Genomic DNA, 14,252 nt, shown 5'->3' on the forward strand with positions numbered 1-14,252 from the left:
TGTCATTCGCCAAGCATCGCCGGCTTGATCCTCAGCCGCGCGATCCGATTCTTGTCGCGTTTCATGACGACGAAGCGCTTGCCGTGAAACGTAAAGGCCTGCTTTTCGTCCGGAATCGACTGCGCCTCGTGGATGACAAGGCCGGCAATGGTGGTGGCTTCCTCGTCCGGCAGGTTCCAGTCGAGCGCCCGGTTGAGGTCGCGGATCGACACCGTGCCGTCGACGACGACGGAGCCGTCGGCTTCCTGCTTGACGCCCTGGATGTCGATGTCGTGCTCGTCGGCGATCTCGCCGACGATCTCCTCGATGATGTCCTCCAGCGTCACCAGTCCCTCGACCTCGCCATATTCGTCGACGACGATGGCGAAATGCGCCTTGCGGCGCAGGAAGGCGTTGAGCTGCTCCTGCAGCGTCGTGGTGTCGGGCACGAACCACGGCCGCGACGCGATCTTCATCACGTCGATCCTGGAGAAATCATTGCCGACCTCGTTCAGCGCGCGCAGCAGGTCCTTCGCGTGCAGCACGCCGACGATGTTGTCGAGCGAGCCCTTCCACAGCGGCATGCGGGTATGCGGGCTCTGCAGGATCTCGCGCACCACCGCTTCCGGCGGGTCGTCGGCGTTGACCGAGCGCATATTGGTGCGGTGGACCATCACGTCCGACACTTCGAGCTCCTCAAGGTCGAACAGGCCGCCAATGCGGGCACGATCCTCGCGCACCACCTGGCCGTCGCGGCGGAAATCGTCGACGGCGCCACGCAATTCCTCATGCGTCGAGCGCTGCGGCTCGATACGCTGCAACTCGTAGCCGAAGGCGGCGAACAGGTGCCGACGCAAGACGAAGCCCAGCAGGCCGAGGCCGGCAAGCGCAGCAGCCGCGATCCAGCCGGCCTGGCTCATCCCGGATGGTTCTCCCCGAGGAACGCCAGCACTTCCGAGGCCGGCACATCCCTGGCGATGAAGGCCTGACCGATGCCGCGCGTCAGGATGAAGGTCAGCGCGCCGCGCGACACCTTTTTGTCCTGGGTGATGAAGGAGAACAGCTTTTCGGCGTCAGGTAATTCGCCTGGAATGTCGGCCATGCACCACGGCAGGCCGACGACGCGAAGGTGCGCCTCGACGCGCGCCGCATCGTCGGGGCTCGCCAAATTGAGCCTTGAAGAAAAACGGTGCGCCAGCGCCATGCCGATGGCAACGCCCTCGCCATGCACCAGCCGCGTGCCGTCATAGCCGGTCGCCGCCTCGAGCGCGTGACCGAAGGTGTGGCCGAGATTGAGCAGCGCACGGTCGCCGGTCTCGAATTCGTCGCGTGCAACGACGTCGGCCTTGGCGCGACAGGCCTCGGCAATCGCTTTTGCCCGCTCCGGCCCGCCGGCAAACACGCGAGACCAGTTTTCCTCCAGCCAGGCGAAGAACTCCGGCCGGTCGATCAGCCCGTATTTGGCCAGTTCGGCATAGCCGGCGCGAAACTCGCGGATCGGCAGCGTGTCGAGCACTTCGGTGTCGGCCAGTACCAGCCTCGGCTGGTGAAACACCCCGACCAGGTTCTTGCCGCGCTTGCTGTTGATGCCGGTCTTGCCGCCGACGGAGGAATCGACCTGCGCCAGCAGCGAGGTCGGGATTTGCACGAAGTTCATGCCGCGCCGCGCGATGCCGGCGGCAAAGCCGGCGAGGTCGCCGATGACGCCGCCGCCGAGCGCGACGACGACATCGCCACGCTCCAGCTTGGCGGCCAGCACGCCGTCGACCACCTCTTCCAGGTGCGCAAAGCTCTTGGTCTTTTCGCCGGGCGGCAGCGTGATGACTGCATGTTGGATGCCACCGCTTGCCAGGCCGGCCGCAAGCGTTGCGAGATGCGCGCTAGCGACGTTTTCGTCGGTGACGACCGCCGCCCTTGTGCCCGGCAGACGGCGCGCAATTTCGGCGCCGGCGCGTGACAGCAGGCCGGGGCCGATCAAAATGTCGTAGGTACGCTCGCCAAGCCCGACTTCGACAGAGACCGTTGCATCAGCGCTCACGACCGCACCTCGTCGATGTCGGCAACGCCGAGATGGCCGCGCAGCGCGTCCACCACTTCGGCGGCAATGATCTCCTTGCGGTCGTCGCGGGTCGGCACGATGACATCGGCCGCGGCGTAAACCGGGTAGCGTTCCGCCATCAGCCGCTCCAGCACCCCCCGGGGATCGGCGCTTTTCAGCAGCGGCCGGTTCTGCTTCTTGGAAACGCGCTCCATCAACAGGTCGATCTCGGCCTTCAGCCAGACCGAAACGCCATGGCTGGCGATCGCCTCGCGCGTCTGCGCATTCATGAAGGCGCCGCCGCCGGTCGACAGCACCTGGGGCCCGTGCTCCAGCACGCGCAGGATGACGCGCTGCTCCAGTGCCCGGAACTCCGCCTCGCCATAGCGCTCGAACAGGTCCGGGACGCTCATGCGCGAAACACTTTCGATCTCCTGGTCGCTGTCGATAAAGGGTAGCGCCAGCATCGCCGCCACCTTGCGGCCGATCGCCGTCTTGCCGGCGCCCATCAGCCCGACAAAGACGATGGAACGGTCGCCCAGCCGGCCGAGCAGCGCGGCATGGCTCTCGCCCGGAGGGTTTGCTGGTAACGCGTTCATGTTTCTAGGGCCTCTTTGCCGGCGTATCGACATCAAAAGCCTGTTTGCGTCAAGCGCGGCGCGCCCGGGACCTGTTATCGGCTTCACCCTTGAATTGGTGGGATTGGCGTCTCATAAGGGCACAGGGTTGGAAATGCAGAACAAGACGACGGGCGAAAATTAATGCCGACACTGTTTCGCTTTGTCGTGACGCTCGTGATTCTGGCCGGCATTGTCTACGGCGCGATGTTCGCCCTGGTCATGTTCGTCGAGCCGAGAAAGGCGGAAATGAGCGTGCGTATCCCTCCGGAAAAGCTCAATCCCAAAAAATGAACAGCGCCGCCCGCATCGAAGCCTTTCTCGAGATGATGAGCGCCGAGCGCGGCGCTGCCGAAAACACGCTTTCCTCCTATCGCCGCGACCTCGAGGACGCTTCCGCCGGGATCGGCGGCGGGCTCGCCGCTGCCACCAGCACCGACATCCGTGCCTATCTCGACGACATCGCCGCGCGCGGCTTTGCCGCCACCTCGCAGGCGCGCAAATTGTCGGCAATCCGTCAGTTCTTCAAGTTCCTCTACGCCGAAGGCCTGCGCGGCGACGATCCGACCGGCACGCTGGACAGCCCGAAGAAAGGCCGGCCGCTGCCGAAGACGATGAGCGAGGCCGATACCGGCCGGCTGCTCGACCGCGCCACGCAGGAGGCGATCGACCCCTCGCTCAACGACGACGACAGCCTGGCGGCGCTGCGCCTGCACGCACTGGTCGAGGTCCTCTACGCCACCGGCCTGCGGGTTTCGGAGTTGGTCAGCCTGCCGGTGACGGTGGCGCAGCGCGACGACCGCTTCTTCATGGTGCGCGGCAAGGGCAACAAGGAACGCATGGTGCCGCTGTCGGCCAAGGCGCGCACGGCGATGCGGACCTGGCTTGCCGCACGGGCGGCGGTGCCGGCTCTTGCCGACAGCCCGTTCCTGTTTCCGGCCGCCTCCGAAAACGGCTATCTCTCGAGACAGGTCTTTGCCCGCGAGCTGAAAGGGCTTGCCGCGCGAGCCGGCATTGCCGCGGCGAAGATATCGCCGCATGTGCTGCGCCATGCTTTCGCCAGCCATCTGCTGCAGAACGGCGCCGATCTCAGGGCCGTGCAGCAGCTGCTCGGCCATGCCGATATTTCAACGACGCAGATCTACACCCATGTACTGGAGGAGCGGCTGGTGCGTCTGGTCAACGATCATCATCCGCTTGCCGACTAGGCGTCATGTCGCTATGTGAGAACGACGTTCCACCGCGCCCAGCCTGCATTTTCGGGCTTGCGTCAGTCATTGCCTTCCGACCTGCCGGTTCGCCCAAGAATGTACAATTACCTCGATTTCGAAAAGCCTGTGCAGGATCTCGAAGGCAAGATCCTCGAGCTGAAGAAGCTTGCCGAGAACGGTGAGGCGGTCGACGTCGGCGATGAGATCGCCCGTCTCGAGAAGCGCTCACGCGATGCGCTGCGCGACGCCTATAAGGCGCTAACGCCATGGCAGAAGGTGCAGGTGGCGCGCCATCCGGACAGGCCGCATTGCATCGACTACATCAAGGGCCTGCTTACCGATTTCACGCCGCTCGCCGGCGACCGCAATTTCGGCGAGGACCAGGCGATCGTCGGCGGCTTCGCCCGCTTCCGTGGCGAGCCGGTGGCGATCATCGGCCAGGAAAAAGGTTCCGACACGGCAAGCCGGCTGAAGCATAATTTCGGCTCGGTGCGGCCGGAGGGCTACCGCAAGGCGGTACGGCTGATGGAACTCGCCGACCGCTTCCAAATCCCGCTGCTGACGCTGGTCGACACTGCCGGCGCCTATCCCGGCGTCAACGCCGAAGAGCGCGGCCAGGCGGAAGCCATCGCCCGCTCGACCTCAGCCTGCCTTGGCCTGAAGGTGCCGTCGATCTCGGTGGTGATCGGCGAAGGCGGCTCCGGCGGCGCCATAGCGATCGCCACCGCCAACCGCGTCTACATGCTCGAACACGCCATCTATTCGGTGATCTCGCCGGAGGGCGCCGCCTCGATCCTGTGGCGCGACACCACCCGGTCCAGGGATGCTGCGACCAACATGAAGATCACGGCGCAGGATCTGCTGGAGCTGAAGATCATCGACGCCATCGTCGCCGAACCGCTCGGCGGTGCCCATCGCGCCCCCGAAACGGTGATTGCCGCCACCGGCGACCTCATCGCCAGGACGATGAAGGAATTTTCCGGCGCCAACACCGACTTCCGCGAGCATCGCCGCGAGAAATACCTGGCGATGGGCCGCAATCTGTAGCCAACGCAGGTGCGCGGCCTGAAATGTGACGGCGTGGAGCAATTTCGCCACAAAAATGCCGCTGCGTTCGTCACAGTGAGCTTGCCGTAGGGGACGCGCCAATTTCGTTTGGGGCAAGAGGGCTGCTTGGCGCAAGGTCGCTTGCGGTAAGGAATTTTCAAGGTTAACGGGCTTAAGGTCCGTCAGTGGTCAGTTTAGCAGCCGCGGCATCCGCGGCGCAGAGATGAAGACGATAGCCATATCCATGTTTGCCAAGCTTGCCCGCACCGGAGTTCTGATCGCTGCGATCGGCGTCGCCGGCTGCAATGATGCTTCGATGAAGGATTTTGCACCGCAGGCCAACAAGCCGCTGCCGGACAAGATCCTGGCCGAGATGAGGGCCAAGGGCATGGTCCGCACCTCTTCGGTGATGGCCCGCATCTTCAAGGAAGAAGGCAAGCTCGAAATCTGGAAGGCCAAGACCAACGGCCGCTACGACCTGGTCGCCAGCTACGACATCTGCAAATGGTCGGGCAAGCTCGGGCCGAAGTTCACCGAAGGCGACCGCCAAGCGCCGGAAGGCTTTTACACGGTCCGCCCGGCGCAGATGAACCCGCGGTCGAATTATCACCTGTCCTTCAACATCGGCTACCCGAACGCCTATGACCGCGCCAATGGCCGCACTGGTTCCAACCTGATGGTCCATGGCGCCTGCTCGTCGTCGGGCTGCTATTCGATGACCGACGCGCAGATCGAGCAGATCTACGCTTTCGGTCGTGACGCCTTCCAGGGCGGCCAGACCGAGTTCCAGATCCAGGCTTTTCCGTTCCGCATGACTGCAGCCAACATGGCGCGCTACCGCAACGACCCGAACTACGAATTCTGGAAGATGCTGAAGGTCGGCTACGACAATTTCGAAGTCACCAAGGTGCCGCCGAAAGTCGACGTCTGCGAGAAGCGCTACGTCTTCAACCAGGTTGCGGCCGACGGCTCGACCTTTAATCCGACCGGCGCTTGCCCTGCGACCACCCAGCCCGATTCACTGAAGAGCGCCATCAACGCCTATCAAAGCACCTATGAGGCGGCCTTCAACGGCGCCGTCAAGGCCAGCGTGCCGGCACCCAAGCCGACCATCGCCGGGATCAAGGAAGCCAGCATCGTTTCCGACTGGTCGAAACGGCGTGCCCGCGGCGAACGCGTGCCGATCGAGCCGCCGTCGCTCAACCCAGACGGCACGGTGACCGAGACGGCGCGCATGGGCCGCGTCGATTCGCCGGCCGGCCGCAAGATGGCGGCACTCGACGCCGAAAAGGCCGCCAAGCAGAAGGCCGAGGAACAAAGGCTAGCCGCCATTGAAGCGGCCAAGGCCGCCAAAGAGGCAGCCAAGGCGCAGGCGCTGGCCGAGAAGGAAGCGGCCAAGGCGCAGGCACTGGCTGAAAAGGAAGCTGCCAAGACCGCCGCCGAGATGCCTGTCGCCACCGCCACTGTAGCGCCATCGGAGGCCGCCCCGGCAGTCGAAACGCAGGCTGCGGACGCCGAAAGCACGGCGACAAGGTTGAAGAAAAAGCTGCTCGGCATGTTTGGCGGCTGAGCTTCATGCTTGAACAAGAAGATGGGGGCCAAGGAGACAGGCCCTCAACCAGCCCCGCCGCCGTCTACGACCTCAAAGGTCTGAACTGCCCGTTGCCCGCGCTCAAGGCCAAAAAGCGCTTGGCCGCAATGCAGCCGGGTAGCCGCCTCTGGCTCGAAACCACCGACCCCCTCGCCGTCATCGACATCCCCGCCTTCTGCGCCGAGAGCGGCCATCGGCTGATCGAAACGGCGGCAATATCGGGCGGCCACCGCTTCCTGGTCGAGCGCGGCGGCGGCCGAGCCTGGACTTAGCTCGTTCTGCTGACGGTGCGCTGCCCCTCATCTGCCTGCCGGCATCTTCTCCCCGTATAGTGACGGGGAGAAGGGGCTGGCCGCAACTTTGGCGCTCTTTCTGCGGCGCTGGAGATTGGCGAAATCGTCGACGAGAGCGTCCTTCTTGAGAAGATGCCGGCAGGCAGATGAGGGGCAGCGCGGCGTTCGACTTAAAACTGATGAAAGCCTCTACCGCCCGGCAATAGCCAGCGGGTTGCTTTCCAGTGCCGCGCGGTCCGGCGTGTCGATCGACGGCCGGTTGGTGAAGGCGGCGAACAGCCGGCGGACATAGTCTTCGGGCATGTCGAGCGTGATCAGCACCAGCCTGGTGCCGCGCTGGCCGTCCGGCCAGGCCGGCAGTTGCACCGGCGGATGCAGGATCTTCTGCACGCCATGAATAACCAGCGGCCGCGACGGATCTTCTGCAAGCTCGATGACGCCTTTCATCCGCAACAGGCGCTCGCCATGCGCCGAGCGCAACAGATCGAGGAACATCTCGATTGCCGAAAACGGCACCGGCCCGTCATGAACCAGCGAATACGCGCGGATGCGGGAATCGTGCCTGTGGCCATGGTCATGGTGACCGTGGTCGGCATGACCATGACCGCTGTGGTCATGGCTGCCAACATCATGGTCGTGGCCGGCTTCTTCGCCGAGCCAACGCTGCACATCGACGGATTTGGTGGCCGGATTGTAGAGGCCGCAATCGAACAGGGTCGCGGCGCTTGCCTGGCTCGCGTCGAGCACCACGGCACCCGGGTTGATCTGCCTGAGCCGCGCCCGCAACGCCTCCGCGTCGCCTGCATCCGTGGCCAGGTCGGCCTTGCTGAGCACGATGCGATCGGCGACGGCCACCTGCTTCACCGCCTCGACATGGGCATCGAGCGTCGCATTGCCGTTGACGGCGTCGACCAGGGTGATGACGCCGTCGAGCCGGAAGGCCTGGACCAGGGCCGGGTGCGCCATGATCGACTGCAGCACAGGGGCGGGATCGGCGAGCCCGGTGGTCTCGACGACAACGCGGGCAAGCCGGTCGATGCGGCCGGTCTGCAGCCGGTCGACGAGGTCGGCCAGCGTGTCGACCAGCTCGCCGCGCACCGTGCAACAGAGGCAGCCGTCGGAAAGCTGGATGATGCCGTCGGACGCCTGCTCGACCAGAAGATGGTCGATCGCCACTTCGCCGAACTCGTTGATGATGACGGCGGTGTCGGCGAGCGCGGGATTCCGGAGCAGCCGGTTGAGCAGCGTCGTCTTGCCGGCGCCGAGAAAGCCGGTGAGCACCGAAACGGGGATCGGGAAGCCGGCCATACGGCTAGTTCAGCGCCTTGGCCGGCCGTTGGACCTGCGCGGCGGTGGTGGACCCGGCCACGGCCGGCTCGGCGCCGGCCGGCGGCGCCCGATCCGGCCGCCATGTCGGCAGCGGCACGTCGGCATATTCCTGCCCGGAGGCGTCGAGCATCGCCTTCGGCTTCGGCCCCGTGGCGCCGCCGAGGCCGACGGCGATCAGCGTCGGTACATGGTCGAGCTTTTCCTGATAGGGCGATTTCGGCACATCCTTGCCCTTGTCGCCGACGGCGGGTGCGGCTTCCGACTGCTCCTCGACCGGCTTCTTCTTGCAGATCTCGTCGTTCATGTCGTTGGCCGACATGGTGTCGCCATAGGCAGGCAGCGCCGCCACCGTCAGCCAACTCGGCGCCGGGGTTGCAAAGCCCTGGTCGAGCAGTTTTGCCGCCGCCTCGGCGCGGGTGACGGCCGATTGCTCGCCGAGCACCACGGCGACCAGGGTGCGGCCGTTGCGGGTCGCCGAGCCGATCATATTGAAACCGGACGAGCAGACGAAACCGGTCTTCATGCCGTCGGCACCCGGATAGCGGCCGATCAGGAGGTTGTAGTTGGAGATCGCCTTCTTGCCGACGGCAAGGCCTTCGATCGAGAACCAGGGGGCATATTGCGGAAATTCCTTGCGGATCGCCATCACCAGCAAAGCGAGATCGCGCGCTGTCGTATACTGGTCCGGCGAATAGAGCCCGTTCGGATTGACGAAATGGGACCCGCTCATGCCGAGCCTCCGCGCCTCCGCGTTCATGCGTTCGGCAAAGGCCGCTTGCGAACCGCCGATATTCTCGCCGACCGCCATGGCGATATCGTTGGCCGATTTGACCAGCATCATCTTCAGCGCATTGTCCAGCCGCATCACCGAACCCGGCTTGAAGCCCATCTTGCTCGGCGGCTCGCCGGCGGAATGTTTCGTCACCTTGATCGGCGAATCGAGCTGGACCTCGCCCGCGGCAATCGCACGAAACGCCACATAGGCGGTCATCAGCTTGGTCAGCGATGCCGGGTACCAGCGCCTGAACGCCTCCTGATGCTGCAGGATCTTGCCGCTGTTCAGGTCGAACAGGATGGTCGGATTGGCCAAGGCAGGCCCGGCCAGCGCCGCAAGCACCACCGCGCCCGCCACCAACAGTTTGAGGAAATGCCTATAGCGCATCATGAAAACCGAAATAGCCTCTTGCCGCAGTCGCCCCTGGCTCCGTAAGATTTCGTTACACGATCGCCAGGATAATGGTCCGGCTCTCTGTTCCCGGACCACAGTCGCGGTGCTATTTACTCTATGTGACGTCAACATGGCAAAGTGCTGCCGATCACAATGTGGAAGCAGCAGCACAATGCAAAGCAGCGTGCATGGTTGCAGGGCAGCAGGCACAATTGCACAGCAGCAGGTCAAGACCGCCTGCTCCAACAGCGAAATGGAACCATCATGCCGATCCTGAACCGAGCCGCCGAAATGCAGGATGAGGTGGCCGGCTGGCGCCGCCATTTGCATCAGACGCCGGAGCTGAATTTCGACGTCTTCAAGACCGCCGCCTTCGTCACCGAGAAGCTGAAGGCTTTCGGCTGCGACGACATCGTGACGGGTTTGGGCAAGACCGGCGTCGTCGGCATCATCCGCGGCCGCCACGGCGAAGGCTCGACGATCGGCCTGCGCGCCGACATGGACGCCCTGCCGCTCAACGAGATCAGCGGCAAATCCTATGCCTCGACCGTCCCGGGCAAGATGCACGCTTGCGGTCATGACGGCCACACCGCGATGCTTTTGGGTGCCGCCAAATACCTCGCCGAAACACGCAATTTCGCCGGCTCCGTCGCGGTTATCTTCCAGCCGGCCGAAGAGGGCGGCGGCGGCGGCAACGAGATGGTCAAGGACGGCATGATGGAGCGCTTCGGCATCTCCAAGGTGTTCGGCATGCACAACATGCCGGGCCTGCCGGTCGGCCAGTTCGCCATCAGGCCGGGCCCGATCATGGCGGCGACTGCCGAGTTCACCATCACCGTCAAGGGCCGGGGCGGCCACGCGGCGATGCCGCACGGCACCATCGATCCGATCGTCATCACCAGCCAGCTTGTCGGCGCATTGCAGACGATCGCCTCCCGCAGCACCGATCCGGTCGAGGCGGTGGTCGTCTCGGTGACGAAATTCCATGCCGGCGACGCCTATAACATCATTCCCGAGAGCGCCGAGATCGCCGGCACCGTACGCACGCTGAAGAAGGAGGTCGCCAAGAAGGCTGAAGAGCGCATCCGCGCGCTTTGCCAAGGCGTGGGCGCTGCCTTCGGCGCGACAATCGAGGTTGATTACAATGCCAACTACCCCGTCACCTTCAACCATCCGGAAGAGACGGTCTTTGCCAGCGACATCGCGGCCGACGTCGCCGGCGACAGCCATGTGCACCGCGCCATCCAGCCGGTGATGGGCGGCGAGGATTTCTCCTACATGCTGGAAGCGCGGCCGGGCGCCTTCATCTTCATCGGCAATGGCGATACCGCCGGCCTGCACAACCCGGCCTACGACTTCAACGACGAGGTCATCCCGCACGGCATGAGCTATTGGGTGAAGCTGGCGGAGACGGCGCTGGCGGCGTAGCCGTTCGGCATCGGCGGTGCGGCGACCGCCGCACCTCTGGGCGGCAAAATCGGGCAGGACATGTTCTGCTGGTCACTTCCGGCCGGACGACTTCCGGGCAAGGCCGAAGGCAATGCCCAGAGCAATACCTATACCAATGCCCGCAACAATGTTGTCCAACACGGCGCCGATGGCCACGCCGATCACGACGCCGAGTGTGAGGTGTTTGGCATCCATTATGCCCGGTCATGTAGCGTGGAAGGGAAGAGCTGCAACCGCTACGGTCCGCTCTTCGGATCCTCGACCTCCAGCGCCTCCATAACCGGCGCCAGCTCATTGTCGTCGGCAGCCTGCGGCTCTTCGCCTGTCCTTGCCTTCTTCAGGGCTGCCTCGATCGCCTCCTGGATGTTGCCGAGCTCGTCTTCGCGAACCTCGTGGCCGTAGCCGGCAGCATCGGCATCCTGCTCGAATTGCTGCGCCAGGACGGCGACGCTCACCTCGCTCTCGGCCGGCAGATTGCCGACATTCTCCTGCAGCCAGGTTTCAAAGAACTCTTTTGTGGCGCTCATGCGGTGTCTCCTTCGGGACACTAAAGCGCGCCGGCATCCCGAAAGTTCCGCTATCTTAACCGTCTTTGCACCGCTCGCCATGTCGGCTACGCAGGAACCCGCCGCTTCAACCAATCGACCATTAGCGCGGTGACTTCGCCCGGCTTCTCCTGCTGTGACCAATGTCCACAGCCGGCGACCACATGTTTTTCGAGATCGGCGATGTGGGCGTCCATTCCATCCATCATCGCTGGAGATAACACGACGTCGTCCTCAGCGCCGATCATGAGCGAAGGCACTTTTATCGTCTGGTCGACATTCAAGCCGGCTCTCCAATTGCGGGACAAGTTGCGGTACCAGTTGATGCCCGGCGTGAAACCGGTGCGCCCGAAGCTCTCGGCATAGAAAGCAAGCTCGTCTGGCGTCAGGATCAGCTCGCCGGGCAGCGTCTTCGGCTCCGGCTGCGAGAGCGCCTGTAGGAATGTCATGTGTCGGGCCTGCGGCGGCAGCTTGGCGTATTGCGCGGCGGTGATAACACCCTTGCGCATATTGCTCCTGAACACCCGCGCCACGTCGTGCGCCATCAAACGGTCCGCGAGATCACCATCTTCGAACATCAGCACATACATGTCGGGATTGTAGACTTCGCGCATCTGCGCGATCGGGTCTTTTGCCGGGTTGGCCACGAACGGCTTGTCCGGGGCGGTCAGCCCCTTGGTGAGGCTCGGATGCAGCCACAGCATTTCATGGGGAATGAATGGCGTGTTGACACCGATGACGCCAGTGACCCGTCTCTGATGCAAAAGCGGCATCTGCCATGCGACCAGGCCGCCCCAGTCATGGCCCGCGAACACGGCCTTTTCGACGCCGAGAGCATCGAGGAGACCGACGAGATCGCCGGTCAGGTGGACCATGTCATAATCCTCGACCTTGGACGGCCGGTCGGTCAGACCATATCCGCGCTGGTCGGGAACAATGACGTGGTAGCCGGCGGCCGCGAGCGGCGGGATCTGGTGACGCCAGGAAAAGGCGAGTTCGGGAAAGCCGTGCAGCAAAACAACCGCCGGTCCCTTGCCGGCTTCATAAACAGCCATATCGATGCCGTTGGAGCGAACGTATCGGACCGGCGGCATGGCCGGCGACGCGCCAAAGACCGGCAGGCAAGGCGCAAGAAGACTGCCGGCGGTGCCGAGAAGCACCGCCCTGCGGGAAAGGGTGATCATGGCAGAAGTTTCCTTAGCTGCTCGAATTCTGATCGAATGACGGCCGGGCCGGCCGAGACGTCTCGGCCGGCGCGGATCAGCACGAGAATGCCTTGGTAGAGAAGCAGAAGCCTGACGACGTGGAGATCGACCTGCCCTCCACCGATCTGGCGCTCCACGACCTGCCGGATGGCGGCTTCCAGCACGGCGAAGCCTTCCGCGAGACCTTCCGAGGCGACCGACGGTTGCGCACCGAACTCGACAGCAGCGTTCGTTAACAAACAGCCGAGGTCGCCGGATTCCGGGGCGGGCAGCAACAACGACAGGAACAACTGTTCCAAACCATCCAGATCGCTTGCTTCGCCGATGTAGGTCTCGATACGGTGTCGGATGACGGCATCGATATAGTGGCCGAAGGCCGCCCGATAGAGACCTTCCTTGTCGCCAAAGGCATTGTAGATCGAGCCAGACGTCAGGCCGGTGGCATCGCTCAGATCCTTGATCGAAATTCCCGCGAAACCGGCCCGTCGAAACGCGTTCATCGCGTCACCCAGCACAGTGGCTTCGTCAAATAGTCGCGGTCTGGTCATGGAACAACCCAATGTAAAATGATCATTCTAGAATGAGCATTTTACATCGCCAGTCAAGCGACTCTTTTTGCAAAGACAGCTCGACGGGCACACAGGCACGCCAACGATGCCAGGTTGCATCGCGATCTCCCGGAGCTTGGGCCCCTCTGTGAGATTAAAAACCAGGCGGCGTTGGCGCCGCCTGGCCCGGCTGCTTACTGGCTGGCAGCAGTCGTCGGTTCGCACGACACGTTCGGGTTCATGTCGGCGAACGCGCCGGTCGGGTTGCCCTTCCAGGCCCAGACATGCAGCTCGTAAAACGGGCCGAGGCCATAGCGGTTGGGCGCGCTGTTGAAGTTGAACAGATGCCCATCGAGCGAGGCCGGGCCTTTCGAGGTGATGTATTCGACCGCGATCAGTTTTAGCGTGCCGTCGGCCATCGGCTCGTACATCACCGCTTCGGGCTTGGCGACATCGACCGCGTTGTCCTTGAGGTAGCCGGGATTGACGTAGTGGATGCCCATGGCGCCGCCGGTGATGCCGCTGGCGCAGGGGATCGGCGCATAGCCCTCGGCGGTCGCCGCCGCCACATTCTCGAAGCGGCTGTTGGCGGCGCGTACCTTGTCGGCCAGCGGATTGGGACCGGACGCGGGCGCTGCCTGATGCGCCTGCGCCAATGCAGTGCAGGCCGACAGCAGCGCCGCGGCAGCGAGGAATTTGTTGCGAAAGTTGATTGTCATAGTCATTCCATTCTTCTTGAAAAGCACAGCCCGGCCGGCCGCCGGAAGTAAGGAGGTCCGGCAGGTGGGCGCTGTGGCTGTTGTTGCTGGGAGATCCCTGTCCCGATGCGACGAATGCAGGGGAAGATCATCCCTTCGGCAGATACGGGATGGTTCCGGCCAGATCGGAGTTGTCGATCAGCTGGAAACGGCTGTCGCTGCCGCCCTGACGGGCCGAAACGAAGGGTGCGTAGGCGGGATCGTCGGTGAAGGCGCGCGCCGCGGCCTCGGTCGGGAACGCCATCAAGGCAATCAGCGTCGTGTCGAGCGGCTTGCCTTCGAGCGTCTTCACATTGCCGCTGCGCGACAGATATCTGCCGCCGTGCTTGTGAACGAGGTCGTGGACCGACGCGGCATAGGCCGGCATCCACTTCGGGTCCCTCACCTTGATGTCTGCGATAACGTAAGCGGTCATGGGTCATGTCTCCTGGTCGTGCACAGGGGTATCCCGTGCAGCGGCAGAGGGGTCGCATG

17 protein-coding genes are annotated in these 14,252 nt (G+C 63.9%); 6 read left to right on the forward strand and 11 right to left on the reverse strand.

Annotated elements, in window-relative coordinates:
• Positions 1–2 precede the first annotated feature (2 nt).
• From NKH63_RS05480 to NKH63_RS05490, 3 genes are read right to left on the reverse strand one after another with little or no spacing between them, the layout of a single operon-like run.
• On the reverse strand, positions 3–899 hold the full coding sequence (locus tag NKH63_RS05480; RefSeq protein WP_023721135.1) for an HlyC/CorC family transporter: 897 nt from the start codon (positions 897–899) through the stop codon (positions 3–5).
• Entirely contained in the window at positions 896–2,017 is a 1,122-nt protein-coding gene (gene aroB / locus NKH63_RS05485) for a 3-dehydroquinate synthase (protein ID WP_352483487.1), read from the reverse strand. The genes NKH63_RS05480 and aroB overlap by 4 nt, the downstream gene beginning before the upstream one ends.
• Positions 2,014–2,616 carry a shikimate kinase gene (locus NKH63_RS05490; RefSeq protein ID WP_352483486.1) on the reverse strand — a complete coding sequence of 201 codons (603 nt, stop codon included), beginning with the start codon at positions 2,614–2,616 and terminating at the stop codon, positions 2,014–2,016. Before NKH63_RS05490 ends, aroB begins: the two co-directional genes overlap by 4 nt.
• A 162-nt stretch (positions 2,617–2,778) precedes the next feature.
• Between NKH63_RS05490 and NKH63_RS05495 the strand changes: the two genes are divergently transcribed.
• From NKH63_RS05495 to NKH63_RS05515, 5 genes are all read left to right on the forward strand, one after another.
• Complete coding sequence (locus NKH63_RS05495; protein WP_023721139.1) at positions 2,779–2,928, forward strand: hypothetical protein; 150 nt, start codon at positions 2,779–2,781, stop codon at positions 2,926–2,928.
• A complete protein-coding gene (locus NKH63_RS05500) occupies positions 2,925–3,842 on the forward strand; it encodes a site-specific tyrosine recombinase XerD (protein ID WP_352495633.1) in 918 nt (305 codons plus the stop codon). The genes NKH63_RS05495 and NKH63_RS05500 overlap by 4 nt, the downstream gene beginning before the upstream one ends.
• A 99-nt stretch (positions 3,843–3,941) precedes the next feature.
• Complete coding sequence (locus NKH63_RS05505; RefSeq protein WP_023721141.1) at positions 3,942–4,892, forward strand: acetyl-CoA carboxylase carboxyltransferase subunit alpha; 951 nt, start codon at positions 3,942–3,944, stop codon at positions 4,890–4,892.
• A 244-nt stretch (positions 4,893–5,136) separates the two neighbouring features.
• Positions 5,137–6,462, forward strand: a complete 1,326-nt coding sequence (locus NKH63_RS05510; protein WP_352483562.1) for a L,D-transpeptidase family protein — start codon at positions 5,137–5,139, stop codon at positions 6,460–6,462.
• 5 nt (positions 6,463–6,467) lie between these two features.
• On the forward strand, positions 6,468–6,755 hold the full coding sequence (locus NKH63_RS05515; protein ID WP_023721143.1) for a sulfurtransferase TusA family protein: 288 nt from the start codon (positions 6,468–6,470) through the stop codon (positions 6,753–6,755).
• Between the two features lie 210 nt (positions 6,756–6,965).
• Here NKH63_RS05515 and NKH63_RS05520 read toward each other — a convergent pair whose 3' ends face one another.
• On the reverse strand, positions 6,966–8,084 hold the full coding sequence (locus NKH63_RS05520; RefSeq protein ID WP_352860689.1) for a CobW family GTP-binding protein: 1,119 nt from the start codon (positions 8,082–8,084) through the stop codon (positions 6,966–6,968).
• Between the two features lie 4 nt (positions 8,085–8,088).
• Positions 8,089–9,267 (reverse strand): D-alanyl-D-alanine carboxypeptidase family protein, encoded by a 1,179-nt coding sequence (locus NKH63_RS05525; protein ID WP_352548874.1) that lies wholly within the window; start codon positions 9,265–9,267, stop codon positions 8,089–8,091.
• 270 nt (positions 9,268–9,537) lie between these two features.
• Between NKH63_RS05525 and NKH63_RS05530 the strand changes: the two genes are divergently transcribed.
• Positions 9,538–10,701, forward strand: coding sequence for a M20 aminoacylase family protein (locus NKH63_RS05530; RefSeq protein WP_352483482.1), 1,164 nt, complete (start codon positions 9,538–9,540; stop codon positions 10,699–10,701).
• Between the two features lie 72 nt (positions 10,702–10,773).
• On the opposite strand, the gene NKH63_RS05535 is transcribed toward NKH63_RS05530, so the two are convergent.
• From NKH63_RS05535 to NKH63_RS05560, 6 genes are all read right to left on the reverse strand, one after another.
• Entirely contained in the window at positions 10,774–10,917 is a 144-nt protein-coding gene (locus NKH63_RS05535) for a glycine zipper domain-containing protein (protein WP_352917678.1), read from the reverse strand.
• A 41-nt stretch (positions 10,918–10,958) separates the two neighbouring features.
• Positions 10,959–11,249: a DUF768 domain-containing protein gene (locus tag NKH63_RS05540; RefSeq protein WP_023722345.1), complete on the reverse strand. Its 291-nt coding sequence runs from the start codon at positions 11,247–11,249 to the stop codon at positions 10,959–10,961.
• A gap of 86 nt (positions 11,250–11,335) precedes the next feature.
• Positions 11,336–12,361, reverse strand: coding sequence for an alpha/beta fold hydrolase (locus tag NKH63_RS05545; RefSeq protein ID WP_352917807.1), 1,026 nt, complete (start codon positions 12,359–12,361; stop codon positions 11,336–11,338).
• A gap of 86 nt (positions 12,362–12,447) precedes the next feature.
• The gene (locus NKH63_RS05550; RefSeq protein ID WP_352917679.1) at positions 12,448–13,020 is read right to left on the reverse strand and encodes a TetR/AcrR family transcriptional regulator; all 573 of its coding nucleotides are present in this window, start codon (positions 13,018–13,020) and stop codon (positions 12,448–12,450) included.
• Positions 13,021–13,214: 194 nt separating this feature from the next.
• Positions 13,215–13,739: a hypothetical protein gene (locus tag NKH63_RS05555; RefSeq protein ID WP_502896310.1), complete on the reverse strand. Its 525-nt coding sequence runs from the start codon at positions 13,737–13,739 to the stop codon at positions 13,215–13,217.
• 127 nt (positions 13,740–13,866) lie between these two features.
• A complete protein-coding gene (locus NKH63_RS05560; RefSeq protein WP_023677873.1) occupies positions 13,867–14,193 on the reverse strand; it encodes a DUF1330 domain-containing protein in 327 nt (108 codons plus the stop codon).
• Positions 14,194–14,252 lie beyond the last annotated feature (59 nt).

Source organism: Mesorhizobium sp. M0960, from assembly GCF_040319055.1.
Lineage (GTDB): Bacteria > Pseudomonadota > Alphaproteobacteria > Rhizobiales > Rhizobiaceae > Mesorhizobium.

What these genes read in the sequence shown, in the direction of transcription:
- NKH63_RS05480 (WP_023721135.1), bottom strand. Translation starts at nt 899, where the DNA reads ATGAGCCAGGCCGGCTGGATCGCGGCTGCTGCGCTTGCCGGCCTCGGC.
- NKH63_RS05490 (WP_352483486.1), bottom strand. Translation starts at nt 2,616, where the DNA reads ATGAACGCGTTACCAGCAAACCCTCCGGGCGAGAGCCATGCCGCGCTG.
- NKH63_RS05495 (WP_023721139.1), top strand. Translation starts at nt 2,779, where the DNA reads ATGCCGACACTGTTTCGCTTTGTCGTGACGCTCGTGATTCTGGCCGGC.
- NKH63_RS05500 (WP_352495633.1), top strand. Translation starts at nt 2,925, where the DNA reads ATGAACAGCGCCGCCCGCATCGAAGCCTTTCTCGAGATGATGAGCGCC.
- NKH63_RS05505 (WP_023721141.1), top strand. Translation starts at nt 3,942, where the DNA reads ATGTACAATTACCTCGATTTCGAAAAGCCTGTGCAGGATCTCGAAGGC.
- NKH63_RS05510 (WP_352483562.1), top strand. Translation starts at nt 5,137, where the DNA reads ATGTTTGCCAAGCTTGCCCGCACCGGAGTTCTGATCGCTGCGATCGGC.
- NKH63_RS05515 (WP_023721143.1), top strand. Translation starts at nt 6,468, where the DNA reads ATGCTTGAACAAGAAGATGGGGGCCAAGGAGACAGGCCCTCAACCAGC.
- NKH63_RS05520 (WP_352860689.1), bottom strand. Translation starts at nt 8,084, where the DNA reads ATGGCCGGCTTCCCGATCCCCGTTTCGGTGCTCACCGGCTTTCTCGGC.
- NKH63_RS05525 (WP_352548874.1), bottom strand. Translation starts at nt 9,267, where the DNA reads ATGCGCTATAGGCATTTCCTCAAACTGTTGGTGGCGGGCGCGGTGGTG.
- NKH63_RS05530 (WP_352483482.1), top strand. Translation starts at nt 9,538, where the DNA reads ATGCCGATCCTGAACCGAGCCGCCGAAATGCAGGATGAGGTGGCCGGC.
- NKH63_RS05535 (WP_352917678.1), bottom strand. Translation starts at nt 10,917, where the DNA reads ATGGATGCCAAACACCTCACACTCGGCGTCGTGATCGGCGTGGCCATC.
- NKH63_RS05540 (WP_023722345.1), bottom strand. Translation starts at nt 11,249, where the DNA reads ATGAGCGCCACAAAAGAGTTCTTTGAAACCTGGCTGCAGGAGAATGTC.
- NKH63_RS05545 (WP_352917807.1), bottom strand. Translation starts at nt 12,361, where the DNA reads ATGCCGCCGGTCCGATACGTTCGCTCCAACGGCATCGATATGGCTGTT.
- NKH63_RS05550 (WP_352917679.1), bottom strand. Translation starts at nt 13,020, where the DNA reads ATGACCAGACCGCGACTATTTGACGAAGCCACTGTGCTGGGTGACGCG.
- NKH63_RS05555 (WP_502896310.1), bottom strand. Translation starts at nt 13,739, where the DNA reads ATGACAATCAACTTTCGCAACAAATTCCTCGCTGCCGCGGCGCTGCTG.
- NKH63_RS05560 (WP_023677873.1), bottom strand. Translation starts at nt 14,193, where the DNA reads ATGACCGCTTACGTTATCGCAGACATCAAGGTGAGGGACCCGAAGTGG.